25 protein-coding genes and 1 pseudogene are annotated in these 26,880 nt (G+C 42.8%); 12 read left to right on the top strand and 14 right to left on the bottom strand.

What is annotated here, in order from left to right; all coding sequences use genetic code 11:
• Positions 1 to 133: 133 nt before the first annotated feature.
• Positions 134 to 3,040, top strand: a complete 2,907-nt coding sequence (uvrA, locus tag JMX97_RS06870; RefSeq protein WP_201556396.1) for an excinuclease ABC subunit UvrA — start codon at positions 134 to 136, stop codon at positions 3,038 to 3,040.
• 207 nt (positions 3,041 to 3,247) lie between these two features.
• Here uvrA and JMX97_RS06865 read toward each other — a convergent pair whose 3' ends face one another.
• Both JMX97_RS06865 and JMX97_RS06860 read right to left on the bottom strand, forming a co-directional pair.
• Positions 3,248 to 4,621 carry a hypothetical protein gene (locus tag JMX97_RS06865; protein WP_201556395.1) on the bottom strand — a complete coding sequence of 458 codons (1,374 nt, stop codon included), beginning with the start codon at positions 4,619 to 4,621 and terminating at the stop codon, positions 3,248 to 3,250.
• Positions 4,622 to 4,707: 86 nt separating this feature from the next.
• On the bottom strand, positions 4,708 to 4,989 hold the full coding sequence (locus JMX97_RS06860; protein ID WP_201556394.1) for a DUF503 domain-containing protein: 282 nt from the start codon (positions 4,987 to 4,989) through the stop codon (positions 4,708 to 4,710).
• A 276-nt stretch (positions 4,990 to 5,265) separates the two neighbouring features.
• On the opposite strand from JMX97_RS06860, the gene JMX97_RS06855 reads away from it, so the two are divergent.
• From JMX97_RS06855 to JMX97_RS13785, 3 genes and pseudogenes are all read left to right on the top strand, one after another.
• A complete protein-coding gene (locus tag JMX97_RS06855; RefSeq protein ID WP_201556393.1) occupies positions 5,266 to 6,066 on the top strand; it encodes a threonine/serine ThrE exporter family protein in 801 nt (266 codons plus the stop codon).
• A 1-nt stretch (position 6,067) separates the two neighbouring features.
• Positions 6,068 to 6,520, top strand: coding sequence for a threonine/serine exporter family protein (locus JMX97_RS06850; protein ID WP_201556392.1), 453 nt, complete (start codon positions 6,068 to 6,070; stop codon positions 6,518 to 6,520).
• A 17-nt stretch (positions 6,521 to 6,537) separates the two neighbouring features.
• A pseudogene (locus tag JMX97_RS13785) lies at positions 6,538 to 6,726 on the top strand (glutathione-disulfide reductase); the annotation flags it as partial.
• A gap of 400 nt (positions 6,727 to 7,126) precedes the next feature.
• Here the strand turns inward: JMX97_RS13785 and JMX97_RS06840 are convergent.
• Both JMX97_RS06840 and JMX97_RS06830 read right to left on the bottom strand, forming a co-directional pair.
• Complete coding sequence (locus JMX97_RS06840) at positions 7,127 to 7,594, bottom strand: DUF4870 domain-containing protein (RefSeq protein WP_201582318.1); 468 nt, start codon at positions 7,592 to 7,594, stop codon at positions 7,127 to 7,129.
• Between the two features lie 46 nt (positions 7,595 to 7,640).
• Positions 7,641 to 8,012, bottom strand: a complete 372-nt coding sequence (locus tag JMX97_RS06830; RefSeq protein WP_227671492.1) for a hypothetical protein — start codon at positions 8,010 to 8,012, stop codon at positions 7,641 to 7,643.
• A gap of 538 nt (positions 8,013 to 8,550) precedes the next feature.
• Between JMX97_RS06830 and JMX97_RS06825 the strand changes: the two genes are divergently transcribed.
• Complete coding sequence (locus JMX97_RS06825; protein ID WP_227671493.1) at positions 8,551 to 8,757, top strand: hypothetical protein; 207 nt, start codon at positions 8,551 to 8,553, stop codon at positions 8,755 to 8,757.
• Between the two features lie 29 nt (positions 8,758 to 8,786).
• On the opposite strand, the gene JMX97_RS06820 is transcribed toward JMX97_RS06825, so the two are convergent.
• Positions 8,787 to 9,365, bottom strand: a complete 579-nt coding sequence (locus JMX97_RS06820) for a GNAT family N-acetyltransferase (RefSeq protein WP_201556387.1) — start codon at positions 9,363 to 9,365, stop codon at positions 8,787 to 8,789.
• A gap of 101 nt (positions 9,366 to 9,466) precedes the next feature.
• Positions 9,467 to 11,119: an FAD-dependent oxidoreductase gene (locus JMX97_RS06815; RefSeq protein WP_201556386.1), complete on the bottom strand. Its 1,653-nt coding sequence runs from the start codon at positions 11,117 to 11,119 to the stop codon at positions 9,467 to 9,469.
• Positions 11,120 to 11,458: 339 nt separating this feature from the next.
• Between JMX97_RS06815 and truD the strand changes: the two genes are divergently transcribed.
• Positions 11,459 to 12,601 carry a tRNA pseudouridine(13) synthase TruD gene (gene truD, locus JMX97_RS06810; protein ID WP_201556430.1) on the top strand — a complete coding sequence of 381 codons (1,143 nt, stop codon included), beginning with the start codon at positions 11,459 to 11,461 and terminating at the stop codon, positions 12,599 to 12,601.
• An 80-nt stretch (positions 12,602 to 12,681) separates the two neighbouring features.
• On the opposite strand, the gene JMX97_RS06805 is transcribed toward truD, so the two are convergent.
• Positions 12,682 to 14,157 (bottom strand): sensor domain-containing diguanylate cyclase, encoded by a 1,476-nt coding sequence (locus JMX97_RS06805; RefSeq protein ID WP_201556385.1) that lies wholly within the window; start codon positions 14,155 to 14,157, stop codon positions 12,682 to 12,684.
• Positions 14,158 to 14,417: 260 nt separating this feature from the next.
• Positions 14,418 to 15,299, bottom strand: a complete 882-nt coding sequence (locus tag JMX97_RS06800; RefSeq protein ID WP_201556384.1) for a PHP domain-containing protein — start codon at positions 15,297 to 15,299, stop codon at positions 14,418 to 14,420.
• Positions 15,300 to 15,530: 231 nt separating this feature from the next.
• Between JMX97_RS06800 and ispZ the strand changes: the two genes are divergently transcribed.
• From ispZ to JMX97_RS06770, 6 genes are all read left to right on the top strand, one after another.
• Entirely contained in the window at positions 15,531 to 16,082 is a 552-nt protein-coding gene (ispZ, locus tag JMX97_RS06795; RefSeq protein ID WP_201556383.1) for a septation protein IspZ, read from the top strand.
• 148 nt (positions 16,083 to 16,230) lie between these two features.
• Positions 16,231 to 16,593: a YciI family protein gene (locus tag JMX97_RS06790; protein ID WP_201556429.1), complete on the top strand. Its 363-nt coding sequence runs from the start codon at positions 16,231 to 16,233 to the stop codon at positions 16,591 to 16,593.
• Complete coding sequence (locus JMX97_RS06785; RefSeq protein ID WP_227671494.1) at positions 16,590 to 17,060, top strand: hypothetical protein; 471 nt, start codon at positions 16,590 to 16,592, stop codon at positions 17,058 to 17,060. The genes JMX97_RS06790 and JMX97_RS06785 overlap by 4 nt, the downstream gene beginning before the upstream one ends.
• Positions 17,061 to 17,106: 46 nt before the next feature.
• Entirely contained in the window at positions 17,107 to 19,296 is a 2,190-nt protein-coding gene (gene mnmC / locus JMX97_RS06780; protein WP_201556382.1) for an FAD-dependent 5-carboxymethylaminomethyl-2-thiouridine(34) oxidoreductase MnmC, read from the top strand.
• A 52-nt stretch (positions 19,297 to 19,348) separates the two neighbouring features.
• A complete protein-coding gene (locus JMX97_RS06775; protein ID WP_201556381.1) occupies positions 19,349 to 19,774 on the top strand; it encodes a secondary thiamine-phosphate synthase enzyme YjbQ in 426 nt (141 codons plus the stop codon).
• An 82-nt stretch (positions 19,775 to 19,856) separates the two neighbouring features.
• Complete coding sequence (locus tag JMX97_RS06770; RefSeq protein ID WP_227671495.1) at positions 19,857 to 20,513, top strand: hypothetical protein; 657 nt, start codon at positions 19,857 to 19,859, stop codon at positions 20,511 to 20,513.
• Here JMX97_RS06770 and JMX97_RS06765 read toward each other — a convergent pair.
• The 6 genes from JMX97_RS06765 to ffh all read right to left on the bottom strand — a co-directional run bounded on the left by JMX97_RS06765 (position 20,510) and on the right by ffh (position 26,771).
• Entirely contained in the window at positions 20,510 to 21,175 is a 666-nt protein-coding gene (locus JMX97_RS06765) for a DUF4112 domain-containing protein (RefSeq protein ID WP_201556380.1), read from the bottom strand. The two genes, JMX97_RS06770 and JMX97_RS06765, sit on opposite strands and share 4 nt — an antisense overlap.
• Positions 21,168 to 22,106 (bottom strand): 4-hydroxybenzoate octaprenyltransferase, encoded by a 939-nt coding sequence (ubiA, locus tag JMX97_RS06760; RefSeq protein ID WP_201556379.1) that lies wholly within the window; start codon positions 22,104 to 22,106, stop codon positions 21,168 to 21,170. Before ubiA ends, JMX97_RS06765 begins: the two co-directional genes overlap by 8 nt.
• 160 nt (positions 22,107 to 22,266) lie before the next feature.
• A complete protein-coding gene (locus tag JMX97_RS06755; RefSeq protein WP_201556378.1) occupies positions 22,267 to 23,199 on the bottom strand; it encodes a class I SAM-dependent methyltransferase in 933 nt (310 codons plus the stop codon).
• Positions 23,200 to 23,270: 71 nt separating this feature from the next.
• The gene (locus tag JMX97_RS06750; protein WP_201556377.1) at positions 23,271 to 24,113 is read right to left on the bottom strand and encodes an undecaprenyl-diphosphate phosphatase; all 843 of its coding nucleotides are present in this window, start codon (positions 24,111 to 24,113) and stop codon (positions 23,271 to 23,273) included.
• A 121-nt stretch (positions 24,114 to 24,234) separates the two neighbouring features.
• Positions 24,235 to 24,957, bottom strand: coding sequence for a tRNA (adenosine(37)-N6)-threonylcarbamoyltransferase complex dimerization subunit type 1 TsaB (tsaB, locus tag JMX97_RS06745; protein ID WP_201556426.1), 723 nt, complete (start codon positions 24,955 to 24,957; stop codon positions 24,235 to 24,237).
• 257 nt (positions 24,958 to 25,214) lie between these two features.
• Positions 25,215 to 26,771 carry a signal recognition particle protein gene (gene ffh / locus JMX97_RS06740; RefSeq protein ID WP_201556376.1) on the bottom strand — a complete coding sequence of 519 codons (1,557 nt, stop codon included), beginning with the start codon at positions 26,769 to 26,771 and terminating at the stop codon, positions 25,215 to 25,217.
• Between the last annotated feature and the right edge of the window lie 109 nt (positions 26,772 to 26,880).

Genomic DNA, 26,880 nt, shown 5'->3' with positions numbered 1-26,880 from the left:
TGCTCATTTAAGATTTATTGGCTTTTTAACTATTTACTTAACTAAATTTTCTATATTTATAACCACATACCTATTAACCACATATCTATGTTGGTCTTAACAATCCTTTTAGCGAATAGGAAACTTGTAAACGATGGCACATGATCATATCGCAGTACGCGGCGCACGCACTCATAATCTAAAAAACATTGACTTAGACATTCCGCGAGATAAATTCGTGGTGATTACTGGCTTATCTGGCTCAGGTAAGTCTTCTTTGGCATTTGATACCCTTTATGCTGAGGGGCAACGCCGTTATGTCGAAAGTTTATCGGCTTATGCACGCCAGTTCCTGTCCCAGATGGAAAAGCCGGATGTCGATAGTATCGAAGGATTGTCACCAGCGATTTCTATTGAGCAAAAGTCAACCAACCATAATCCACGCTCAACGGTCGGTACGATCACCGAGATTTATGACTACTTACGCCTACTTTATGCGCGTATTGGTACGCCGTATTGTCCAGAGCATGGCGAACCTATGGTGGCGCAGTCTGTTACCGAGATGGTCGATCAAGTCATGGCGCTACCGGAAGAGACTAAGCTAATAATCTTAGCGCCCGTTATCCGTGAGCGTAAGGGTGAACATACCGTACTGCTTGAACAACTGGTCGGGCAAGGCTTCGTACGCGTGCGCCTTGATGGTCATGTTTATGATATGGATGAATTGCCAGCACTCGAAAAAAATAAAAAGCATACTATTGAAGTGGTCGTCGATCGCTTTAAAGTACGTGATGATTTGGGCAACCGGGTTGCAGAAAGTTTGGAAACCGCGCTACGTTTGGGTCAAGGACTGGTCACTCTACATTATATGGATGGCAATCCCAAGCCTGATGGTAGCGACAATCAAGTCATGTCAGCAAAGCACAGCTGCCCCGTTTGTGATCGCGCGGTATCTGAGCTTGAACCACGCATGTTTAGTTTTAACAACCCTTATGGTGCTTGCCCTGCCTGTGATGGCTTGGGTAAACGTCAATATTTTTCTGCTGAAAAATTGATTACTCTTCATGAAAAAAGCTTGAACCAAGGCGCAATTAACGGCTGGGACAAACGCCATGCTTATTACTTTGGTCTATTATCAACCGTTTGTCACCATTTCAAAATCGATATGGATAGCCCGTGGCAAGAGCTGCCAAAAGAGCAGCAAGATTTAATCATGCATGGCTCAGGTAAAGAAAAGCTAACCTTTAACTTTACTGATGAGCGCGGCCGTAAGACCAATAAGACCATTCCTTTTGAAGGCGTCCTACCTTATCTAGAACGCCGCTATGCAAAAACCCAAAGCAATCTAGTACGTGATGAGCTGGCCAAATATCTAGCAGATACCACTTGTAACGTTTGTGATGGCGCCCGTCTAAATGAGATTTCACGTAATGTGCGGGTGGATGACCAAACCATCGCTGAGATTGTCAAACTGTCTATCGGTGATGCCGCTGACTATTATAAAACGCTCAAAATCGGTGGTCATAAAGGTGAAGTGGCTGAAAAAATCTTTAAAGAGATTAATGAGCGCCTAAACTTCTTAGTCAGTGTCGGTCTTGATTATCTGTCATTAGCGCGTTCAGCTGAAACTTTATCTGGTGGCGAAGCACAACGTATCCGACTTGCCAGCCAAATTGGTGCCGGTCTAATGGGTGTCATGTATGTGCTTGATGAGCCGTCGATTGGCCTACATCAACGCGATAACGACCGCTTGCTTAAAACCTTGATGCGCTTGCGTGATTTAGGCAATACGGTGCTGGTGGTTGAGCATGACGAAGATGCCATTCGCCACGCCGATCATGTCATTGACATTGGGGTCGGTGCTGGCGTCCATGGCGGTGAAATTATCGCTCAAGGAACAGTAGATGACATTATGGCATCCAAAGAGTCACTCACTGGCCAGTATATGTCTGGCAAGATGAAAATCGATATTCCTAAAGTTCGTCATCAACCAAAAATGATCGAGGTTGAAGTTGAGGGTAAGGCAAAACCTAAAAAAGTACCGATGACCATTGAGCTAAAAGGCGCAATCGGTAACAACTTACAAAACGTTGATTTGAGCTTACCCATTGGCATCATGACTTGTATTACTGGGGTTTCAGGCTCTGGCAAATCAACGCTGATCAATCGTACTTTAATGCCCTTGGCAGCGACCCAGCTGAATAACGCATCAACGCTTATCGCTGATAAATTTGACAGTATTAGTGGTCTTGAGCATTTGGATAAAATGGTCGATATTGATCAAAGCCCGATTGGCCGTACTCCGCGCTCAAATCCAGCGACTTATACCGGCGTATTTACCCCAGTACGTGAAATGTTCGCCCAAACTGAAGAGGCGCGAGCACGTGGTTATAAACCCGGACGCTTTAGCTTCAACGTAAAAGGCGGTCGCTGTGAGACTTGCCAAGGTGATGGTCTCATCAAAGTTGAGATGCATTTCTTACCCGATATGTATGTGCCGTGCGATAGCTGTGAGGGTAAGCGCTATAACCGCGAGACCTTAGAGATTCGCTATAAAGGTAAAAGCATCGCTGAAGTGCTTGATATGACCGTTGAAGACGCCACTGAATTCTTCTCCGCTATTCCGTCTATTCATCGTCGCCTGCAAGCCTTGGTAGAAGTCGGTCTCAGTTATATCCGCCTTGGTCAATCCGCACCAACGCTATCCGGCGGTGAAGCTCAGCGGGTTAAACTAGCCCGTGAGCTAGCCAAGCGTGACACCGGACAGACGCTATATATCTTGGATGAACCAACCACTGGTTTGCATTTTCATGATATTGCCAAGCTACTTAACATTCTGCATGCGCTACGTGACAAAGGCAATACTATCGTGGTCATTGAGCATAACTTAGACGTTATCAAAACTGCGGATTGGGTGATTGATCTTGGCCCTGAAGGCGGTAAAGGTGGTGGTTTAATTATCGCGGAAGGTACACCTGAAGAAGTTGCTAATACCAAAGGCTCACATACGGGTGAATTTATGAAACCGATGTTAGAGCAAGCGATGAAAGACGCGAGCTGATAGAGATTGGTTAATCTTTGATGAAAGGCTATTCTTTAGGGAGTAGCCTTTTTTATGTAGCAACTCCCACTTTCCGCTAATATCTACCAGTCTAGGCGCTACAATCGGAGCTAAACCGCTCCTCAAGGCGTCGTTCTGGAAGTAAAACAGACTTAAAAAAACACAAGAAACAAATTTGAATAAGATGACTTTCACTTAACATCCGATTTAATACTTATCCTTATTACTAATTTCCAAATGGTCTAACGGGTAACCAAGTTTGGAAAACTGACGGAAATCCCCTTCATAACTGATGATATAAAAGACCAGCCTAAAAAAAACCTCTTCTAGATAATTCGCTTCATAAATTACCCTTTGCATTTGAGCTTCATTTTCACCATTTAAGCTCCTCTCAACTCCATGTGCTGCATCATTTCTTAATAATTGCCACTCAATATTCATATCTTTTAATAGAGTGCCTGAATTCGCTAGCTCATTAAGAATAGAAACAAGGGGTTTGCTAGAAGAGTTTAAATTTCCTAAATATTTTTGAACTCTTCTTTTTAAGCTTTTGGATACATCCGTGTTCTTAACCAGCTTTCCTAATTTCTTAATTTCATTACAATCATAAATCTTGTTATTAGCATCTTCTTTTCTGATATATTTCAAAACTATAGACTCAACAGCTACACTCAAAATAAGTAATTTATTCTCAATATCTAACGTATAGCCATACAAACGATACCACCATATGTACAAAGCACTTGATGATGAGTAAATATTCTCTTGAAAAAAAATCACATACTGACTAATGAATCTATCAATGTTTTTATTATTGGTATGACTTGAAGGAATTGGAGGTGTATTACCTCTGTCATAAAACCTCCTACTATAAACCCTAGTTACCAGAGAGCCATTATCATATTGATTTTCTATATTGTAATTTATAGGGTATGAGCAAATAATATTAATTGCTTCTCGTATCAATTTATATATATGGAAATTTTCTTCAATATTATTCACAGAAGAGACTAATGATAATATGGAAATACCTTCTATTTTCACAATCCTTAATGTGTAATTCTCTAATATTAACTCATATTTGTTTAGCTGTTGAATACCATCTATACCGATTGAACGTTTATTAGGTATAATTTCTAGCTCCTTAGAATAATAAGCGTAAAAACTATTCAGTTTACGGCTATTAACTAAATCGATATTGGTAATCAATACATCTATAATAATCTTTCTGTGACCAATGACCACGCTATCATTGAGCAAAAAATGACTTGTAACCCACTCTCTCCCTTTATTATCAGTAAAGGACAATTGAAAGTATTTTTCTTTAACTATAAGTTCCCCCGCAGAACTATTCCTAAATAAACCTTCATATTGACTATGAATTGAACTAAATTCTGATGAATCGATTTCTTTTTCTAAGTATAAAGCTAATTGCTTCTTCTCATTAAATCTTATCTGTCCTTCTAAATCATTGTAGGTGATACGAGACGGTTCATTGTTAAGCTGACATACTGTACCCCAATTTATCGACCACTCGAAATCGAAATTCAAAATACTTCTTAACTCTCCACTTGTTAACATTTAATATTCCGTTTAATTTTAACTATTACTAATTGCAAGCCCATTGTTCCCGTAGGAGACATTCCATGCATCCTATAAACTACCTTCTAAATAAACTCTCGCATCACATTCATCACCCGCGCGTCCACAGTACGTTCTATCTTCGCCTCTAACTGACTACACTGTGATTCGACCTCACGTTTAGACAGCCCTACTACGACAAGCGTCCACTCGCTGGCATCATGCCGATCACGCTCGCCGCTTTCACATACCGCGACGCTTGGAGTATTGCCGAAGCGTGCGTGCAAACCGCCCATGCGCTGGCGCTTTTCTTTTAACGAGCTGCATCCAGGCAGAGAAAAAGTCAGAGTTAAGATGGCAATATGCATGGTATTCTCCTTGCTACAGTGGTTTACGCTTTATATTAGCATCAAATACGATGCGTACGCTTCACTGAGAGATCAGGCTGAGATAATGTCAATAAAGCGAGCTGCTACTAAGACCGTAGTTTTATCTTTTGTACTCATAGGTTTACCAAAGTAAAAAACACCGCAATTCATGCTATCGTTACGTTACTCCGATCTATGGTATATCCGTATCAGTACCCCATAATCACTCATACTGTTTATATGAATGAATCCATAGCCAACATGCGTATCTAACCAATGACTCCTATGAGCTACGTACAGCAACAGCGCATTACTCGATTATGCGTGCGCTGCGGATTACTCCTTATGCAATATGGTGCTGAGTCTTCCATTGTGGTTGACTTATCCAAACGCTTGGGCATCGCCTTGGGGATGAACAGCGTAGAATGTTCGCTCAACTTTAATGCCATTACCTTGACAACTATTTGTGATGAACGCTGTATCACCACCACTAGAGACACCATCAATCAGAGCATTAATGTCAATTTATTGGTACAAATCCAGAAAATTATCAATAAAACCGAAGCCACTGCAAGTAATGACAAGCTGAATCATGAGCTGACTGAACTCACTACGCTTGCGTTTGATGAGTTAGACAAGTCGGTTTACCCAACGTGGTTAGTGTGCCTGTTTGTTGGCGCCTCTTGTGCCGCATTTGCTTATCTTAACGGCGGCAGTTGGTTGATTACCGCCGTGACCTTTACCGCAGGTATGGTGGCGATGCTCACTCGTATTTATTTATCCAAACACCACTTTAATCCCTTTATCACGGTCATTGTGACAGCTTTTATCGCTTCTTTAATTGGGGCGACAACCTATTATTTTGATATAGGTGATAATGCAGATATTGCCGTTGCCTCTAGCGTTTTGCTATTAGTGCCAAGCTTTCCCCTAATCAACTCTTTATCAGACATCTTAAAAGGCTATGTCAATATTGGGGTTGGGCGTGCCGTTTTTACCTATATGTTGACTTTTTCAGCTGGCGTTGGCATTGTTATGGCCCTTGTTCTACTTAGAATACAGCACTGGGGATTTTGATATGTGGTTCATTAAAGCCGTTGTGCTGTCCTGCATTATTACCCTTGGTTGGACGCTCATGTTCACCGTACCTAAACGGTATATTCTGCCCTGTTTGCTCATGACTGCTTTTGGGTTCGGACTAAAAACAGTCCTTGTCTATCAGCACATACATATCGTGGTTGCCAGCTTTTTTGGGGCGATGCTCGCCAGCTTTTTGGGGGTTTATTTTTCTAGAAAATATACCCTACCACCCAAAGCCCTTATCTCGCCAAGCGTCATTTGTATGATGCCAGGCATCGCCGCGTACAAGGCGATGGTCAGTATGGTGCAGATTGGTTATTTTGGCTTTTCAGACGAGTTATTTAGTCAAATGATGGTTTATTTGTTTGAGGCCTTATTTGTGACCTCAGGATTGGTGCTGGGCTTGTCCATTCCTGGACTGTTGTTTTATAGGCGTCGTGCTATCGTTTAGATCGCGGTAGCGGCGCTATTACCTCAATCAACCGAGCGGCGAGCTATGGCAAAAAATGCGCCATTATCGAAGCCAACCAATTGGGCGGCATTGGCATGAATTTGGGCTGCGTACCCAAAAAGGTAATGTAGTATGGCGCGCAAGTTACCGAAGCCATCCACAAGTATGCGCCAGACTATGCGTTCGATATCCATATCAAAGGCTTTGCTAAATCAGAATCAAGCAGCAATTTTGGAGTGCAAGAGACACGGCAAACTGTAGCCTTTCCTCGCCGCAGTTCGTAGGGTGCGTACCACGAATCTACAATCAAATACACCTGTCACATTCAATACTTCTCATAACTGTTTTAGAAATTCATTACAATAGGCTAAGTTAATCAAAAATTGATTCTATTGAAATAGTGCGTTGAACGCACCCTACATTTGAAAGCACACCTGAAGAATTTTCTAAAGCTAAAAACTCACATCCTAGTGAGTTTATGAAGCCGATGTTAGAGCGAGTCAGTGGATAACTATAAATTGGTAGTCGTACGAGGAATATAAAAAGGGTGCCATTTGGGCACCCTTTTTCATTCTAACTATAGTTTTTTAGTGAAAAATACTTAAACTATTTAATTAATCGAAAATTAAAAGGTACTTTGAAATTCTGTCCAGAAGAGCATTTTATAGCGCCCATAACACAAAATATCAAATGTGAGAAGCCGAACAGCATAAGGAAAAACATTGGAATCATCGCTAATGGCCCCCAGACAAATGCCAAAACAAACCCAATTACCATAGCTATAATCCATAACACGAAATAAGTTACGAAAAAAGTTATTACCCAGTTTAATGCTTCTTTAGCTTGGGATTGGACGTAAGCATCGTCTTTCTTTATCAAAAGAAGTATCAGTGGCGGAATAAAACTAAAGAACAAACAGCCCAACCAGTTTATAAGTGCCATATTCTTGGAGTCTTGCGTAACACCAGAAGCATTAGAAGTCTGAATGTTCGTTCCGTTACTGTTAGCAGTGCTAGTGCCAACGCCTTCGTTCATATTCACTTGTGCTTGGTCTTGTTGCGTACTATCAGACATAACTAGATATTTCCTTATGAAGTAAACTAAGTATTAAATTGGGTTTTTAGTTGCCTAACACCCATTCATCGTTGACTTTATATACTAAAAAATTTGTGGTATTGGTACTGCTATTACCACCGATGTTTTGGGTAATCTGGGCAGTACAACGGTAAGTATTTTTACCATCAGCAGAATCGCAATTAACATCACTCACGTCTTCAAGTTTTGGCATCATCCCTGATAGCATCCCACTCATAGCGTTAGCCATTTCATCGTTCCCAGCACTCGCTACTGCATTATCCACCATACTACTAGCCTGCTCATACTGACTTTCAATCAATCCTTCAACGGTGTTACTGGAAGGCGCATCAGAACAAGCTGCTAATATGGGCGTCAATAACAATACAACTGCTAACTTTTTTAAATTTGTCATCATTTATTCAGCTCGTATTAAATTTTAAGGGTTAATCAAAATGAAACTTTTTAGTAGCAAACTATTCGCCGGTGGTTTATTAAAATATGATATTTTTGCAGAGCCTGACTTGAGAACGACAGTATTCATATCAACAGTGAGTTGGTAGTAAGCTTCACCTTTTCAACCCAAATTAACAGTCATTACTGATTCTTCTGGCTAAATATTCATTGGTGATATATGAAATTAACTCTCACTAATGAACTAATTTTTGTTTTTAAATGATTTATTTGTAATTCAAAAATAAATATTACTCTAACTATACACAAATCACACATAAAACCCAACTTAATTTCAAAATTATTTGTCCGTTTCATCTATAAATCGTATTATTTTCCCTTATTTTAGGATTTTACGACAAAAAAACCAACTATAGTTCTATAAGCCAATAAGCACTTAAAAACTATAGTTGGTTTTTTATTTATTCAGATTTTATTGTTTACTGACAGTAGAATGACGATACTGCTATGATGCTATTAATGAAAGCCGTTGAGAGATGACTATGTGGCAGGCATACTTTTTTATTTTACCAATTGGTCTAGGTATCATGACCTTAGTTGCCAGCTTAATGTGCTTGCTCGCTTATCTAATGTCTGATGATAATGCCACGCGCTTGCCCGCCTTTAATTGGTTTAAGCGCTTAATTATCGTGGCATTTATATTGCTGAGTATCGGATTATTCATGACTTTTAAAAACTTTTGGCGTTAACTCAAACACGTTTTTTTATCTGTTATTCATTAACTACCGACTGTCTTTTCTAACTCTAATAATTGTAAATCCTGTCGCTTAGGCTCCCCGTTGTTTCCATCTTCCGGAAACGGCATAGTCACTCCTGTAAGCTTATAGCCGCGACGCTCATAATAAGCCAGTAGCTCAGGGCGATGGCTTAAAATAGACATCGTTAGACAACTGGGCTGGTCGCGAGACTGTAAATGTCGCGTGGCAAAGGTTTCTGCTGCTTGTAATATCTCATGACCAACGCCGTGCCCCTGCAGCTCCGGATGTACCGCAAACATGCCTATATAAGCCCTGCTTTTGTCAGTATTGTCTTGCATATCGACAGCAATGCAGCCGAGCAACTCGCCCGTCTCTTGTCCCTCACGATTACCTGTCTCAGTCTGTGGATAAAGAAAAACATAGTGCTTAGGGTCAGCGATAACAGTAGCGAGCTCGTCAGTGGAAGTACGAATACCGCCCACTAAATCAGATTCGTTTGTCCAGCCTTCATCTTGTCTATAACAGCGATCCAACAACTGCTTAAGAGCATCAACATCATCAGATTTGGCTTGCCGTAAGAATAAAGCATTTTTATTCATAATATTATCTCGCTTTTGGTTGTATTCAATCCACAATAAAATAAGAGACTGACCTCGATAACGAGTTCAGTCTCTACAGTCATTCCTACAATGCTCACCCTCTAGCGTGATAATGCATGCGCTTGATCAATAATATCAAACCCAGCATTGATCTGTGCGCGTGTTGGCGCATGACCACGGCGCAATAGTTCACCAAAGGCAACTAACTCTTTATCACGGCCTAGTGTACTGGCAGCACTTGCGCGAGTATTCTCACCGTCATTATCGAAATAATACTCGATATAATTAAGCGTATCTGGTGTTCCAATCAAGATATTATGATCGGGCGTATTGGCATGACCGCTGTAACGTAAACTTTTGCCATACTGCATCGTCCAGAAGAAAGGTACGCGCTCATCAAGCGAATTGACATTATCGTCCTTCAAAATCGCAGCAGCAGTCACCAAGCCATGTTGCAACGCCACCCGCCAATGCTCAATACGCATGCGCCCCATTTGCCCAGAAGCCTTAGCAATATCACCCAGCGCATAAACCCCATCGCGTAACTGTAGATGACTGTCAACTTGTACACCATCTGGATCGTTTACTTCGCTTAGCAAATCCGTACGCGGTGACACGCCTGTACCTAAGATCACGATATCTGCGTCTATCTGCTCACCATTTGCCAGCGTCACACCACCAACTTGTGAGAATGTATCATTTTTCGTACTGTCAGTATTTTCATCAGCACTGCTATTAATACCTGTAATCTCATTAACGGTAGCGTCTAATACGAACTTAATGCCATTATCTTCATGCAGTTTGATTAAGGCGTTGCTGACTGTTTCAGAGACAATATTACCCATCACCCGATTGTCTTGACCAATCACAGTTATAGATGCAGTCGTGCCCGCTTGCGATAGGGCTGAGGCGACTTCCATACCGATAAATCCGGTACCGATTATGACCACACGCTGATCGTGTGTGGCCGCTTTGATTAGTTTGGCATCATCCATACTACGTAAGGTATAGACACCATCAAGATTAGCCCCTTTTATAGGCGGCACGATAGGAGAAGCACCCGTAGCGACCACTAAGAAATCTGCGCTTAGTTTTTTATCTTCCTCTGCTTCACTGCTAACAATAATGGTGCGCTCATTGGGCAATACTTCGCTGACCGTTTGACTTAAGCACAAATCAATATTATTTTTCTGCGCCCAGTCGCTACCACCAAGTAGGAGTTTTTCCTCAGGCATATTTCCTGCCAAGAATGCCTTGGATAGCAGCGGACGGTTATAAGGGGCTTTATCATCTTTACTGATTAACGTAATCTTACCGCCGTAGCCAGTATTGCGTAGATGATGTGCGGTCATAAATCCAGCTGCACCGCCGCCAACAATGACTGTATGAGTCTCTTTTAACTGATCATTAGCAATAGTGTGGTCTATTTTCGCCGCCGTATCGACCGTTAAACTATCACCATTATCGGTAAACTGGTATTGAGTCAATCCTTCGGTTGCTACGGGTTCTAATAAGGTCCCATCACTGCTATCAAAGGTTGCATGATGCCAAGGGCAAACCACACGATTGCCACAGCGCAGACCTTCGCCTAAATCTGCCCCAGCATGCGGGCACTTGCCATCGAAAGCATGGAATGTGTTGTCGTCACGAGTGATTAAAATGATACTATCATCATCTTGCTTGTACGATTTCATGCCGCCACTGGGTATGTCAGCTTTATGAATAGTGACAGTACTAATAGTTGAGTTGCTCATAGGTCATCCTTAACGGTGGCAGTTGCTGCCTGATTATTATGTTTGATTGAAACTTCATTCAATGAAAAATCACATCCATTGATAGTAACAAGTACGCCACTCGCGAGATGTTTTATTGTATGTCTCCCTCGTTGCAAAACGTAACTCTCCAATCAATGCTATAGTTTTCATACCCCTTTATTAAATCCTACTTTAAACCTGATAACAATAATAGATGACTATTTTATGACCTCTCAAGACCTTAATCTTACTGCTGCCACCTCTCTACCAACAACCGATAAAGAATTCCTTAATAGAAAATCAACGAATCAAGAATCATTAGATATCGCAAACTTCAATATGGCTGCAATAACGGATACCGCTCAGCTGCCACAGCCAGTGCTAGCGCCGCTGACGCAAGCCACTTATAAGACAAGCGCAGAAGACTTTGTGGTTAATGAGGTGCTACCACTTGACTTGACTGGTGAAGGTGAACATTTATGGCTGCATATCCAAAAATCAGGTATGAATACTGCGTTCCTCGCCAAACTATTAGCAGAGTGGGCAGATATTCCCTCACGCGATGTCGGTTATTCTGGATTAAAAGACAGACATGCGGTCACGACTCAATGGTTTAGCTTACGCTTACCAAAAAAGCAATTACCGACAACCGATTTTTTGCCCACAGACTTAGGTGAAAACGAAACCGTACAGATACTTACCCAGCATTGGCATAATAAGAAGCTTAATCGCGGGGCGCACCGAGCCAATCAATTTATCATTACTTTACGTGATATACAGTTTGAGGCGGAAACTTCAGTGGTGGAGTATCAACAACAAATACAGCAGCATTTAGAATATATAAGCCAAAATGGTGTGCCCAATTACTTTGGCCCGCAGCGCTTTGGTCATAGTGGTAACAATATCAGAGAGGCACTTAGATTGTTTGCTCAGCCTCCGCAAACGAGCAATCGCACGCAAAAAAAAGATAAAGGTAAGCGCAAACGTGTGCCACGAGAGCAGAATACAATGGCATTGTCTGCTGCTCGCAGCCTGATATTCAATCATATCTTAGCCGCACGCGTGCATGATGGCAGTTGGGACAAAGGACTGGCAGGTGAAGTATTTAACCTTGCAGGTTCAGGCTCGATATTTTCTAGTGAGCAGTTAGATGAGACCTTGCGTGCACGACTTTCTGACGGCGATATTCATCCAACAGGCGTGTTATGGGGAATCGGTAACGATAAGATAAGTGGCGAGGCCGCCAAACTTGAAGAAGATATCGTGCAACAAAGCTGGTTATTAACACAGCTAGCAGTCGGTTTAGAACAGCGCGATATCAAGGCACAACGGCGGGCATTGCGCTTACTAATTGAGGAAATGACTTGGGAATGGGTTGACGAGCAGGTGCTGGTGTTGAGCTTTAGCCTACCAACTGGCAGCTTTGCCACTAGCGTTCTAGCCAGCTTAGTACAGCAGCTGCATACGCCAGCGGTAAGATAAAGTATGAGATGCTAGGTTAATCAATTGCTTTGTTTATCAAGTGGTTTGCTTGTCATCTGGTTTATTAGCTGGCTTGTTTGTCAGGTACCATAACGTGACTTAGTAGCACTAATGGCATTAACCATATGGCCTTCTGCTAATAGATCATTGGCACTCACTACTTGATTGCGACCTCTATCTTTGGCTTTATATAACGCTTTATCGGCAGTGCTGATCAGATACTGACAAATGTCACTGGGCAATTGTATTGGCAACATATCTAGACTGTGTGCGGTCGTTGGTTTATTTTTCTGTGACTTAGAACGCTTTAGTTTGGCTGATTTAGAGTTATCTGAATGAGCCGTAGTCACACATCCCTGCTTAATACGTGCCAGCTCAACATAATTGAGAGTGTATAAACCAAGACTGGCAGTAACTTGAAAGCTAAGCTCATTATCAACTTTTATCACACGTTGAGCAATATTTTGCCGCAGTTGCTCAGTAATAACCATGGCGCTATCATGCATAGTGTTCGGCAGGACAATCAAAAACTCTTCGCCGCCATAGCGACTAACAATAGCTTTATCCGTCAGAGCACTGGATAACGACTGTCCCACTTCTCGCAAAACCTGATCGCCTACTTCATGACCGTAACTGTCATTGACACCTTTGAACAGATCCAAATCTAATAAGATAACGCTAAAATCTTGCCTGTCAGTCGCTGTCATGATTGCTTGCTGCATTTGGGTCAAACCATAGCGACGGCTGTTGAGTTGGGTCAGCTCATCTTGATTGGCATGTTTTAAGATCTCATTCTTACTATTATCTAATATCAACAACAAAGTACGGAACATGTACACGATAAAAATAGCTTTAGGCAACGCTAAATATAGGTGGGTTGAGCGCCAAAAAAATGCTGAAGATAAGCGCAGTTGATCTAAGTTTTCCCAGTTCAGCGCACCATTTTGAAAAATAGAAGTGGCCATGGTATTTTCAATGGAGGTCGCCTCGCTATAGGTCAGATAACTATAGGTATCAAGAGGAATAGAGATAAATGTCAGTTGCCGTAAATTGGGTAAATCAATCCCTAAGTAAGGGACAAGGCTCACCAAAACAATTACCGTAATATGCCCTATAAAAGCTTTCCAAATATAGCGCCGACGCACCAACATCATTCCCAGCATCGCACCTCCTACCAGCGACACGCCAGATAAAAAGCTGCTATGCCCCATCACCAAAATCACTACTGCAATATAAACACTATAGAGCGTAATTAACACAATCTGCCATTGATGTAGATACTTATCGTCGTTTTTTATATGCGCTAGATGACCCACCATCCACCAAAAAAACAGCCCCATCAGTGTCACGCCTATCCACATCGGATACAGCAATCCCATATCAACATAAGTACCATAGGTATCTTGCCACAACCAGACAAATAAACACCATAGCCAATGTAATGAGACTTCCATCACCATAAACAAGGCCAACAGCGATGCTCTATCCGCTGCACGCCACTCAAAAATTTTTTCAGAGAGGCTTTTATAATCCAATCGGTGTATCGACACAGCCATGTATGCGCTACCACGTGATGAGTTGTTAAGGTCGAGTCAAGACTCTATCTATCTTAGGCTCTCTCAGATTCTGGCTTACTTTAAATAGTGCATTTACTATCGCAAGTTTTATGGTAACTATCAATCCGCTTTACTGTCTTATGCGTCAACCTGTGCATTAACCTGTACATTAAATGGTGAGGCATATTTTTAAATTAATTAATTAGTAAGATTTAACCTTAACTAAATCTTATCACCTTTTAGATTATAAAAATTTTAAATTACGACAGAATATTAAAGGACTGCCAGACCCCTTGCTGTTCGGGGGCCAAAGTCGGTACATCGCCAATACGTCGCCACGGCATATTACTACCATGAAAATCACTACCAATCGACGTAACCAGCTCATGCTCAGCGATAGTGCGATCAACCATTCTGCGAGTACTAAGCGGCTCACTATTGGCAGGCAGCTCACAAGCATCGCCGCCCAGCTGGGCAAACTCTTCAATAAGCTTACGTACCCGTGTTGCTGAAAGCTGATAGCGTGTTGGATGCGCTAACACTGCCTTACCACCGCAAGCATGAATCAGCTCAATACCACGTTGCATACTTAACGCTTCAATCGCCACATACGCAGGCTTATTATCGGCCAAATATTTATCAAAAGCTTTTTGAACGGTTTTGACCAACCCACGCTCGTATAGCACTTGCCCTATATGAGCACGCCCAACCGCTTGCGGATTATTGCTTGCCTTCGCACAAATTTCTTGCCATAGCTCATCATAATCAAGCTCTAGCAACTCACTGAGCTTTTCAGCAATACGTTGACCTCGATTCGCACGACTGTCTTGCAATTGTTGTAAGGTTTCATGCATCTGTGCACGGTCGGTAAAGTCCAGTCCCAACACATGGATAATTTTATTGGTAGATTTATTTTTACCATAGCCACCATTAAGGGTATGCTCACAGCTAATCTCAACCCCGTTAATAAGCTGCATATTGCACGCTTCGGCAGCAGCTCTTGCTTCATCAATACCTAATAAAGTATCGTGATCGGTCAGTGCCAATACAGTGACTCCTGCTGCATGTGCGCGCTGCACTACGTCCGCTGGTGCATAAGTACCATCAGAGCGAGTACTGTGGCAATGTAAGTCAATTTTCATAAAGTTGGCCTTAAGGTTTTTGAGCACGGTAGAACAGCTGATAATACTGTTAACAATAGAATGAATAAAAATAGCCGTCTAGTAAATATTGGAGACCATGATTATAGGTAGTAATTATAAGATTTTTTATATAAGCCTGTTATATAAAGCGATTATAGTGCTGATTGCTTTTTTTTGGCGCAGTAGACGTGTAAACTACCCCATACGTTTTTGTTGGACATCCCATTTGCTATGAAAGCCTTACTAGACTTCATTCCCTTAATTGCTTTTTTTATTGCTGCCCGTACCCACGGTATTTTGGCAGCGGCAGGCGCGTTGTTAGTTGCCACTATCATCATTTATGTCATTCATTTCGTACGTCAAAAAGGTAAATTTGATAAGCAACAATGGGTCGTACTGTTATTAACTATCGTCTTTTGCGGCGGTACGTTGCTACTGCGTGATGACATTTACTTGCGTTGGAAGTCACCGATTATTAACGGCATTTTTGCCGTAACACTGTTGGTCAGTGCGGCTATTAATAAACCCCTCATGCAACTGGCAATGAAAGAGGTATTTACCTTATCGATGAGTGGCTGGAAAAAGCTAACAGTCGTTTGGGCACTGTTTTTTGCATTCATGGGTTTGCTACATTATATCACGGCATTTACCATGTCGGATGAAGCATGGATTAACTTCAAGACCTATGGCTGGATTCCAATTATGCTGGTGTTCGTTGTTGTCCAATTCGCGCTATTAAAAAAGCATCTAAATCCGGCGCTGACTGATAAAACAGCCAAGTAACAGTTGGTGGCTTTGCTTCCAATATTTTATATAAGAAAAAAGATGTTTTTGATACGCTAACAGCGATAATGATTGAGCGTTAAATGATGTTATTTTTACTAAACGTGATTGTTTATTCTTTGTTTTTACCACTTATTGAGGAAGTATGATGTCTTTATTTGCCATCATTGGTTATGACGTTGCAAATAGCAGCGCGCAGCGGAAAATTACGCGCTCCGAACATCTTGAGCGTCTACAAGTATTGAGTCGCGAGCATCGGTTAGTTATCGCAGGGCCAACCCCAATCAAGCATGATCAAGGCGCTATGACAGAAATGTCAGGTAGTATTGTCATTGCTGATTTTGAGTCTCTTGATGCGGCGCAAGCGTGGGCAAACGCTGAGCCTTACTTGCGCGACGGGGTGTATAGTCATGTGGATATCAAGCCGTTTATACAAGTATTACCCACACCTACTGACCCAATTTCAAACCAGACCTCAAGTGAAACATCAGATAAGGTCGCGGCATCGTGAATCAGCTGTCATCGTTATTAAAAACATCAAAGCCATTAAAAAGTCGTCGCTATCAAAGCAGCCTTGCTAGCATTATTCTAATGGCTACTATATCGGTGCAAGCGGCGCCAACAGTGACGGCTACCGATCCAGCCGTTGATTCAGCAGCAACACCACCTGTCGCGGGTCAAACTAATAGCTCTCAATCATTGCCGTATTCAACGCTAAACTCAACAATGCCAGCTACCAACACTTTAGCGTCACAGTTGCAACCGTCAAACAAAGCGTTATCAGCCGCCAATCAAGATCTTCTCAGTCGCAATGCTCAGCTACAGCGACAAGTCAATGACTTACAAACACAAGTGAGTGTTTTAATATACGAGAGTAAAGGCCAACTGTTTTTGTACGGTGCTTTTACAGTACTGATTAGCCTATTGGTTGGTATTTTTATCTCGTGGCTGGTTTTTGTCCGCCGTGAACGCTGGTAGAAACGCTATTATTTGTTGCTTATTTATTTATCGGGCGTGATTGTCTATGTCTAAACCCACTCCTGCACTTGTCAATGCTCGCCGCACCCCCAGCCAGCCAGCCGCTCAGTTAAAGACCGCTGAGCAGTCCCATATCAACCAATCTGCTGCGATCAAACCTGCTAACATTAATTGGCAAATAGATGATACCGGCAATATGGTACCGGTATCCGGTGAGTTTGGTGATGTGTACTTTTCTCATACTGACGGTTTAGCAGAGTCGCGTTATGTCTTTCTTCAATGCAACCAACTACCAGAGCGCTTGGCAAATTTAGCCCCGCAGCAGTGCTTTACTATTGCTGAGTTAGGGTTTGGTACGGGACTTAACTTATTGGCAGTATGGCAACTTTGGCGACAACTGCGTGCGACGCATCCGCAGTTAGCCACGGCACGTTTGCATCTTATTACCACTGAAAAATATCCTATAGCGCATGAAGATTTAACGCAGATACTAGCATTATGGGCACAGCGGGCGCCTGAATTGGCAGATATTATGCAGCAACTGTTGGCCTCTTATCCCACTCTTATCGCAGGCTGTCATCGACTTAACTTTATTAACGACAACTTAACCGTTGATATTTGGCTCGGTGATGCCGCTGACAGTTTGGCTAAATTAAACCCAATAATATCTAACCAAAAAACCGCCCACATTGATGCCTGGTTCTTAGATGGGTTTGCACCCTCTTGTAATAGTGCATTGTGGGGTGATTCGATATTCACACAAATAGAGCGCCTATCAGTATCTGGTACTACGGCAGCGACCTATAGCTGCGCTGGTATCGTCAAAAAAGCATTGCAAAATAGTGGCTTTGAGATTAAAAAAGTAGCAGGTTTTGGCCCTAAGAACGAGATGCTAACTGCGGTTATGAGGGACGCTATAACACCAGATACTTTAACTGCCGCCAATAATTCGGTTAAAGCCGAAGCTAAAAATGACGCTAAGCCGTCAGTATCAGATAAGCCCAATCATACGGTGATCGTCGGCGCTGGCGTCTCTGGATTATTAACCGCATGGTCACTTGCTAACCGTGGTATTAAAGTGACGCTACTGGATAAAACAGCCCCACTATCAGGGGCCTCCGGCAATCCACGCGCCCTCCTCGCGCCAAAAATGACCCCTATTCATCATGTCGATGATCATCTACATACCATAGGCTATCTTTACAGCAGCAGACTATATCGCCAGCTCAATGATAACGCTATAAAAGGAAACATAGCGCCCGTACTTGAACCAACTGGCGCCCTCGATTTATTGGTAAAAGCTAATATCGGTACTGAGCAGATTGCGGACTATCCTAATGAGATGGCAACCACACTATCGGACGCACAAGCACAAAAAACGACAGGTTTAGTCCAGCAAGACTTGTCTGAAAATTTATATCTGCCGCAATCAGGATTAGTCAATCCGCAAGCGCTGAAAGAGGTGATACTTGAACATCCCATGATTACCTTTGAGCAATTGGCTGTCACACAGATCGATGAAACTGAGGCGCAGGTTTCTGTTTCCGGTCATAAATCTATGGTTGGTCATAAACCTACCGCTAAACGCAAAGATGTAGAAAATGATGTCTCACAAGAAGCTGAGGTTATTACAATCCAAGCTGATAACTTAGTCATCTGTGCAGCCTATGAAAGCCACCAATTAGATGGTCGTATTTTTGATTGCCGTAAGATTCGTGGTCAATTGTCTTGGTTCACCCCGACCGCTGAACAACGTACTAATTTGCCCAAATTACCAGTCAAATATAGCGGTTACTGCGCCCCATTTATGGGTCAAATCGGTGATGCTAAATTAAACAACGTCTTCGAGGGTCAACAGCAGATTTTACTCGGTGCAAGCTTCGTGCGTAATGACACTGATACCGATATCCGCAGTCAAGAACACCAGCAAAACCGGGATAAGCTGGTTATGGATATCCCTGAGCTGGATGCAGTTATTCCAACGGATACTGGCTTATGGCAAGGACGTGCTGGCATCCGGACGCAAACGCCTGATTATCATCCAATGGTCGGGCGGTTAGCACAAAGCAAACGAATATGGACATTGTCCGCAATGGGTGCGAAAGGTTATGCCTTTGCCCCTATTTGTGCAGAAGCGCTGGCTGATATGATGACAGGAGACTTTGCACCGTTGTCTGCTGCGATGCTGGCACGACTTTTACCAAATCGTGCGCGTTTACAAACGCCACTGGTCTAACTCTTCAAAGCTAACTTATAGGTTTACTTCAGCCAACAGTGAGAACTATCTGATGCCTTATCAGCAAATCACCTTAACTCTCCCTCCCCACACGCGCGGTATTCACGTCATTACCTCGTTGATTCGGGATGCCATTCGCGAGCTAATACCTAGTAAAACAGAAGCTGGTTTAGTGCATCTATTCTTACAGCATACCTCGGCAAGTCTGGCTATCAATGAAAATGCAGATCCCGATGTGAGATTGGATGCCGAAGACTGGCTAAATAAGATCGCGCCCGCCAATCAGCCAGAATATCGCCATACGTTTGAGGGCTCCGATGATCTGCCAGCTCATTTCAAAAGTATGATGTTTGGAGTGAGTTTAACCGTACCACTTGTGAATGGCGTGTTGGGACTCGGGACTTGGCAAGGTATTTACTTATGTGAGCATAGAGATCATGGCGGTCAACGAAGGCTGATCATTACCGTCAGCACTTAAAGGTAAAAAGATAGAAGGATAGATTGTTCCTCTCTCTCGATTGTGCTTAAATAAAGGCATTTTAATCACTAACCGTTTCTTTATGAAAACCAACCCTTCTATGAAAACTAGCCTTGCCACCTCATTAGCACCCAAATCTTATTTTCGCATTTTTCCTGTTGTTCTCTTAAGTCTATGTGGCTTTCTTACTTTGAGCGCTTGCCAAAAGACACCCGACTCTGAGACTGCTGTTGAGACTCAAACGGAAACAGGCGTCCAAAGTACTTCTGTTACGACTAGCGTTAGTGATCCCCAAAATACAGATGATGACATAATAGTCGAGCAAAGCGCCACAGAATTAGCAGTAGAGAATGAGCGAGATATTAGTCTCACCCAGCTTGAGAACAATATTGGTGCTGACGGCAATACCGAAACCACCACACCAAACCGAGAGCAAGCCATAAAAGACACACAAATCACCGACGTTAAATATCGAAGTGCCGCGGGTGATGCATTATCTGTAGTCTTTGAAACCTCAGCGACAGGCGTACTTAACGCTATCGTGACTTTACCAAATAGACCAAAAATGACCCTTAGCGCCCCAGAAGGACAAGGTAACAACCCAACTTATCGTTCAAAAGACGGCAGTATTGAGCTTATCAGTCATGGCGGTGGTAGTACCGTAGACTTAATGCAAAATAACAAAGTGACTGGCTTTGATGCTATTAGTGCCGAAGCTGAAGTCGTCACTCAACCTTAACCAAACCCCGTCAATCTGCCAAAAGCGCCAATCAACCAACTAATCGCTGCCCAGAGCCCCCAACCGATAATCGCAATGACTATCAGACCTAAAATATCAGGTATGTGCAGATACAACCAAGCAGCAATTGGATAACGCCAAAAACGACTGCTACGCTGCTTATCCTCTAACTGTTGATGCAAAAAGGGACGATCCATATGAGTCGTCTCAGTGATGCCATATTCATCGTGTATATGCTGATGGACAATGCTAAGAGTTTTACGACTAGGGCGAATAAAAATATCCAGCAACGTGCCAATTCCCGGAATAACGCCAACCACCATATCAATTAATGCCAGTCTGACCGCAGGAGTCATCTTGCTTACTGGCACACCCAATTGACGACCTAATATAAAAGCATAGCTTGTCAGAGCAAGTCCTGCTAAGTCACCCATTAATGGTATCGTTGACAAGGCCGCATCTGCACCGATGCCTTGTTTGGTAAAGGGAATACGTACTACTGAATCCATCGCGTTGGCAAACTTGGCTAATTTGCGCTCAGTAGTAATAACCTGCTCACGCGTCAAACCTTGCTCATTAAGGTTGAGCTGATAACTGACTGATCGCTCATTTAATGATGTCTGGGTGGACTGTCGCTTTGGTGATTTACGTAATTTATCCATTAAAAGTTGTCCATAAACAGGATATAGCGACCAAGGCAAAAACATAACGTCCTACCCAGATATTGGCTAAAAATGCTTGAAAACAGTCTGCAGCTTGGCGACTGGCACAGGCGCTATTTTGTTTGGCAAACATCATTGCTACTAAAGCCAATCCAAATATAGGCGTAATACCTAAACTGGTTGGCGCAAAGTAATGCCACAACACCAAGCCCATTATTAGTAGAAATAAACTTTGTAATACCGAGACAATCACCACATCATAACGACCAAATAATATCGCTGTGGACTTAACCCCGATTTTTAGATCCTCTTCCCGATCAGCCATCGCATATTGAGTGTCATAAGCCACTGTCCAGCACATATAAGCCAAAAATAATAACCAGCACCAGATATCAGTGGCACCCGTTATCGCCACATAGGCCATTGGTATCGCCCAGCCAAAAGCGGCCGCTAAAAACACTTGCGGCAAATGGGTGAAACGTTTCATAAAGGGATAAATAAAGGCTAAAACCACCGCTCCAAGTGACCAATAAAAAACTTGAATCGGTAAAAACAATAATAAACTGGCGCTTAGTGCGACTAATACTAAAAATGTCGCAATAGCTTCTTTGCCAGATAAGCGACCATCTGCTAACGGTCGACCTTTAGTACGAGTCACATGACCGTCTACTTTACGATCCGCAAAATCATTAATCGCGCAACCTGCTGCTCGCATCAAAATTGCACCTAACGCAAAAACAACGAACACCTTTAAGCTTGGTAGACCCGCACTTGAGCCTTGCAGCTGGGCTTGACCCATCGCTGCGAGTAATACTCCCCATAGCGTCGGCCACAATAGCAGCTCAATCCCGACAGGCTTATCAAAGCGCGTCAACTGCATATAGGCGTGGATTTTTTCTTTACGTGTGATGGCGGACGTTGTAGTAGTCATAGCGTTGTTGTCATAATGAGGCATTAACTTATGTTAAAGCTAAAAGTAAAAGCATACTGAAAATAGAAGGTTATAGTGAATACTAAATAAAATAAATACCGCATATAAACCCGCAAGGCTAATGAAATTTTTCGCTTGCTGTTCACACGCGTGACAGAGGCTATACAAAATAGCCATCAAAGCGTACGGCTTCATTCTGCCAGCTATCATCAGGCGTTTGATGAGCAAATAATGGCGCATACTGTGGACGCTTAACGATAACGCGGCCCTGCTGTTTAATATTATCAATCACATTGCTACTGACCAACATCTGAGCACTTTTTAGCAATTGCTGCTCTTCAGCTAACGTTGGTGGACAAGCTAAATAGTGTAACGCTTGCATATGCTTACCAACTTTGGCACCTTTACCCGTTTTACTGTCTTGATAGCTGTCCTCTGGAAACATCGGATCTAAATACACCACATCAATGCTCTTTTTATCAACATTATTAACGGCATCTGTAGTTTTAAGCGTAGTAATATCTTGGCGATGCGCAAAATAACTGAGCGCATCGATATTAATAATATGCAAACGTGACATCAGCTTTTGCCAATTCGGCTGGGTACTCATACGCTCACGTTCAGCGAGCAATAGTAATGCGATCAAAGGTTGCTGCTCAAGCATAATCACTTGCGCGCCAGTACTGGCCAATATTAAGCTGTCATGACCAAAACCTGCTGTCGCATCAATCACATAACTATCAGCGCTAATTTTTGCTGCTTGTAATAATAGCTCGGATTTACGACCTGCGCTGACCACGCGGCGTTGTAGCTTGTCCCATTCAGGCGCGACACTTAGACCGTTACTGAGCCACGACAGCTTATTTTTATCATCTAATAATAGAATAGGCTGAGTAGCCTCCGCACTCAGTTGCTCTCGATGTTTTTGGTTGAGCTTACCGGATATCAGCTCAGTATTTAAACTTAAGGACAGCTGATGCTTACTCACTAGCGCTTGCAAAAATTCAACTTGCGGCTGCTGCACCTCGGAAGTATAAAGCAATTTACACTGGCTAAACGAAACAGCGTTGTTAACCGTAAGTTGAGCGGTCATGAATGTTATTCCTCAAATACCAAGCCAAAAACCTGAAAATCTAGCAAGTCTACTCTTATAAAAAGCAGCAACTAGCCGGCAAACTGATAGCCAAAGCCCCAAGCTGCTACTAATACTACGATACCAGTAATAATACGCAACCATGCAAAAATCTTAAAGTCGCGGCGACTGACCCACGCGACCAGCCAGCGAATAGACAGTAGCGCCACGATAAAGGACACTACTGTACCCACACCTAGTACCAACCAATCTTCGCTACTTGTCAACACCTCATGATGCTTGAGCAAATCTAATAACCCGGCACCAATAATGACCGGAATGCCCAAGAAGAAAGAAAACTCTGCCGATGCCTTGCGTGAAACCCCAAGCCACAGCGCACCGATAATGGTAGCACCAGAGCGTGACGTGCCGGGTATTAACGCCAAACACTGAAACAGACCAATCATCAACGCGGTCTTGAAGCTAACATCTTCTGCTTCGTTAGCGATTATGGTCTTCGGACGATTTTCTACATAAAATATCAGCAGACCGCCGATAATCAGCATAATCGCTACAGTAATCGGATTAAATAAATAAGTTTTTATTTCATCCGCAAAGGTAAAACCGATAATCATCACTGGAATGGTGGCAACAATCAAACTCAGCCCCAGCTGTCTCGGGTTACTCAGAACATCTGACTTTCCGGTGACTAGCCCCATGAGCGCCTGCCACAATCGTCCCCAATAGTCATAAATGACTGCCAAAATAGCTCCCAGTTGAACCACTACTATGAACAAATCGACCTTGTCTTTAGTCCAAAAACCCATCAAGTCTGCTGACAAGATGAGATAACCGGTACTAGAGATGGGTAAAAACTCAGTAATACCCTCAACGATACCCATGATGACGGCTTGAATTAATAAAAGTATATCCACAATCGCTTTCCCAAAAACAGACTTGCTGGTTGTTTTATATTGTCGTGATACGGTTGATATTAGACATTCAACGATGAGGTCTCTAGCCGTTATGAATAGTGCCTAATGCGATATAATAAAACTACGCTTTGCCTTGTTCTTTTAAGGTTTTCCAGGCTTGGTTGCGTAAGTATTTTGGCAGTGCAAGCGCGGCATCGGTACCACCCAAAGTCATAAATTGCGCAATACCCAATTGTCCTATGATCACCGCATCAGGACAGACATCCTCATGGGATATCTGCTCATTATGGTGGCTTAATAGGCCAGCGCCGTTACCAACGATAGGAATATTAAGCAGCGTTTGGCGCTCATAATCTAACAGCTGCTCTGTACTATCGCTCTCTTCTATACTCACTGGCTGCATGATGGCAGTTTTTGATGGGTTATCTGACTGGTTATCCAATCGCTGCTCTTGTAACAGATAATGCCCAAAATACACTTGCTGCATGCGGGCATCAAGGGCACTATAAACCTCTGTTAACCCATATTGCTGATAAGCACACTGCGCAATTGCTTGCAGGCTTGAGATACCGACACAAGGTAGGTCATGCGCCACCGATAATGCTTGCACCACTGCCGTATTAATACGGATACCGCTAAACGCACCCGGACCGCGATTAAATATTAATGCTTGTATATCAGAGAGGCTCAACTGACTTTTGGTTAAGGCAGCATCAATCATCGGCAATATTTGCTGCGTCTGCATGCGTTTACCGGTTTCAGTTTGGCTTGATATGACCTTACCGCTGCCATCAAGTATCGCGATCGAACACTGATCGAACACGGTATCCATTGCTAAAAACATCATGACCTCGGCTTAAGCTACTGGTGTTATCAAATAGCGCCTATCATAGCATTTAGGGTCAGCAAGTTTTATCACTTTCTACGTTATTCATACTTTATTCATTGAGTCATTTTTTAGCATTTGAAATTATTTTGTCAATTGTTGGACATTCTAGACTGACTAAACCTTATATCCATAAAAAATCCCAAAACTACCATTAGCTTTGGGATTTTTGTCTAGCAACCACTGTTAAAAAATATTAAAAAACCATGAATGACTTAAAAGCGTTTTTTAAAATCCTTAGTGGGTTCGTTTTGCATTTCTTGCATCTGCTTTTGCATCTCTTCAGTGCTCGGCATGTTATTAGGATCAAGTCCCATTTGCTTGGCCATTTGCGCTTGATTCACATCTTTCATACCACCTTTTGACTGACCACCGCCCCCAAACAAGGGACCACCGCCACCAGAGGCACCGCCGCCGCCACCGCCCATCAATCCTTGCATAGATTTCATCATTTTACCCATACCTTCAGGCTTAGAAATCATTTTCATCATTTTTGCCATTTGCTTGTGTTGCTTTAGCAAACGATTAATATCTTGGACTTCTTTACCCGAACCAGCAGCAATACGGCGCTTACGACTCGGATTAATCTTATCCGGATTTTGGCGCTCAAAGGGAGTCATCGAATTAATCAGTGACTCCATCTCGCGAACTTTTTCTTCTGGCTTGGCATCTTCAACCGCCTTTTGCATATCGGAGCCGCCCATGCCTGGCATCTTATCAAGGAAGCCTGACATACCGCCCATACTCTTCATTTGCTGAAACTGAGTCAGTAGATCCTCAAGGTCGAATGCGCCGCCCTTTTGCATCTTTTTCGCCATTTTTTCGGCTTTATCCCGGTCAATCTTTTGTTCGACTTCTTCAACTAAGCTCAGTACGTCACCCATACCAAGGATACGCTGGGCGATACGTTCTGGATGGAAGAGTTCTAACGCGTCTAATTTTTCGCCGCGACCTAAGAACTTAATCGGCTTGCCCGTAATGGCACGTACCGATAACGCTGCGCCGCCGCGAGCATCACCGTCGGTCTTGGTTAAGATAACACCCGTCAATGGCAATGCATCGTTAAAGGCTTTGGCAGTATTGGCGGCATCTTGACCGGTCATCGCATCCACGACGAACAAAGTCTCAGAAGGATTAACCGCTGCAGTTAACGCCTTGATCTCATCCATCATGGTTTCGTCAATAGCCAGACGACCAGCCGTATCAATAATCAAGATATCTTGATATTGAATTTTTGCTTCTTCGATCGCACGTAAGGCAATATCAATCGGATTTTCATCAGTGCTTGAATTAACAAACTTAGCATCAACTTGTGAGGCGACTTGTTCAAGCTGTTGAATAGCTGCTGGACGATAGACGTCAGCTGAGACTAGCATGACCTTCTTTTTATGGCGCTCTTGTAAGTATTTAGCCAATTTACCAGCGGTGGTGGTTTTACCTGCACCTTGTAAGCCCGCTAATAAATAGATGATAGGTGGCTTGCCAGTCATTTCCAGCTGCTGATTGGCACTGCCCATCATCTCGGTCAGCTCATCATGGACGATTTTTACAAAAGCTTGACCTGGGGCCAACTCTTTAAGCACTTCCTCGCCTAGCGCTTGCTCTTTAACGCGTTTGACAAAATCGCGAGTCACAGGTAGCGCGACATCGGCCTCTAGCAATGCCATACGCACTTCACGCAAGGTATCTTTAATATTGTCTTCGGTCAGCTGCCCAGTACCGACAACATTGCGTAAACTCGACGATAGGCGTTCGGTTAAGGTATCAAACATAAGTAACTCTCATTTAGTAATCAATTAGTAATTTTCAGTCAGTGGTTTTTTGACCAGTAGTTCTTTGGCTAGTAACCTTCTGGTCAATAATTTTCTGGTCAGTAATGTT

The sequence above is a fragment of the Psychrobacter sp. 72-O-c genome (genome assembly GCF_904846605.1).
Lineage (GTDB): Bacteria > Pseudomonadota > Gammaproteobacteria > Pseudomonadales > Moraxellaceae > Psychrobacter.
This window is presented reverse-complemented; position numbering and strand designations above follow the sequence as displayed.

What these genes read in the sequence shown, in the direction of transcription:
- JMX97_RS06765 (WP_201556380.1), bottom strand. Translation starts at nt 21,175, where the DNA reads ATGGATAAATTACGTAAATCACCAAAGCGACAGTCCACCCAGACATCA.
- JMX97_RS06770 (WP_227671495.1), top strand. Translation starts at nt 19,857, where the DNA reads ATGAAAACCAACCCTTCTATGAAAACTAGCCTTGCCACCTCATTAGCA.
- ffh (WP_201556376.1), bottom strand. Translation starts at nt 26,771, where the DNA reads ATGTTTGATACCTTAACCGAACGCCTATCGTCGAGTTTACGCAATGTT.
- truD (WP_201556430.1), top strand. Translation starts at nt 11,459, where the DNA reads ATGGCTGCAATAACGGATACCGCTCAGCTGCCACAGCCAGTGCTAGCG.
- JMX97_RS06805 (WP_201556385.1), bottom strand. Translation starts at nt 14,157, where the DNA reads ATGGCTGTGTCGATACACCGATTGGATTATAAAAGCCTCTCTGAAAAA.
- ubiA (WP_201556379.1), bottom strand. Translation starts at nt 22,106, where the DNA reads ATGACTACTACAACGTCCGCCATCACACGTAAAGAAAAAATCCACGCC.
- JMX97_RS06820 (WP_201556387.1), bottom strand. Translation starts at nt 9,365, where the DNA reads ATGAATAAAAATGCTTTATTCTTACGGCAAGCCAAATCTGATGATGTT.
- tsaB (WP_201556426.1), bottom strand. Translation starts at nt 24,957, where the DNA reads ATGTTTTTAGCAATGGATACCGTGTTCGATCAGTGTTCGATCGCGATA.
- mnmC (WP_201556382.1), top strand. Translation starts at nt 17,107, where the DNA reads ATGTCTAAACCCACTCCTGCACTTGTCAATGCTCGCCGCACCCCCAGC.
- JMX97_RS06790 (WP_201556429.1), top strand. Translation starts at nt 16,231, where the DNA reads ATGTCTTTATTTGCCATCATTGGTTATGACGTTGCAAATAGCAGCGCG.
- JMX97_RS06865 (WP_201556395.1), bottom strand. Translation starts at nt 4,621, where the DNA reads ATGTTAACAAGTGGAGAGTTAAGAAGTATTTTGAATTTCGATTTCGAG.
- JMX97_RS06775 (WP_201556381.1), top strand. Translation starts at nt 19,349, where the DNA reads ATGCCTTATCAGCAAATCACCTTAACTCTCCCTCCCCACACGCGCGGT.
- JMX97_RS06855 (WP_201556393.1), top strand. Translation starts at nt 5,266, where the DNA reads ATGACTCCTATGAGCTACGTACAGCAACAGCGCATTACTCGATTATGC.
- ispZ (WP_201556383.1), top strand. Translation starts at nt 15,531, where the DNA reads ATGAAAGCCTTACTAGACTTCATTCCCTTAATTGCTTTTTTTATTGCT.
- JMX97_RS06800 (WP_201556384.1), bottom strand. Translation starts at nt 15,299, where the DNA reads ATGAAAATTGACTTACATTGCCACAGTACTCGCTCTGATGGTACTTAT.
- JMX97_RS06815 (WP_201556386.1), bottom strand. Translation starts at nt 11,119, where the DNA reads ATGAGCAACTCAACTATTAGTACTGTCACTATTCATAAAGCTGACATA.
- JMX97_RS06755 (WP_201556378.1), bottom strand. Translation starts at nt 23,199, where the DNA reads ATGACCGCTCAACTTACGGTTAACAACGCTGTTTCGTTTAGCCAGTGT.
- JMX97_RS06840 (WP_201582318.1), bottom strand. Translation starts at nt 7,594, where the DNA reads ATGTCTGATAGTACGCAACAAGACCAAGCACAAGTGAATATGAACGAA.
- JMX97_RS06850 (WP_201556392.1), top strand. Translation starts at nt 6,068, where the DNA reads ATGTGGTTCATTAAAGCCGTTGTGCTGTCCTGCATTATTACCCTTGGT.
- JMX97_RS06830 (WP_227671492.1), bottom strand. Translation starts at nt 8,012, where the DNA reads ATGATGACAAATTTAAAAAAGTTAGCAGTTGTATTGTTATTGACGCCC.
- JMX97_RS06860 (WP_201556394.1), bottom strand. Translation starts at nt 4,989, where the DNA reads ATGCATATTGCCATCTTAACTCTGACTTTTTCTCTGCCTGGATGCAGC.
- JMX97_RS06825 (WP_227671493.1), top strand. Translation starts at nt 8,551, where the DNA reads ATGTGGCAGGCATACTTTTTTATTTTACCAATTGGTCTAGGTATCATG.
- uvrA (WP_201556396.1), top strand. Translation starts at nt 134, where the DNA reads ATGGCACATGATCATATCGCAGTACGCGGCGCACGCACTCATAATCTA.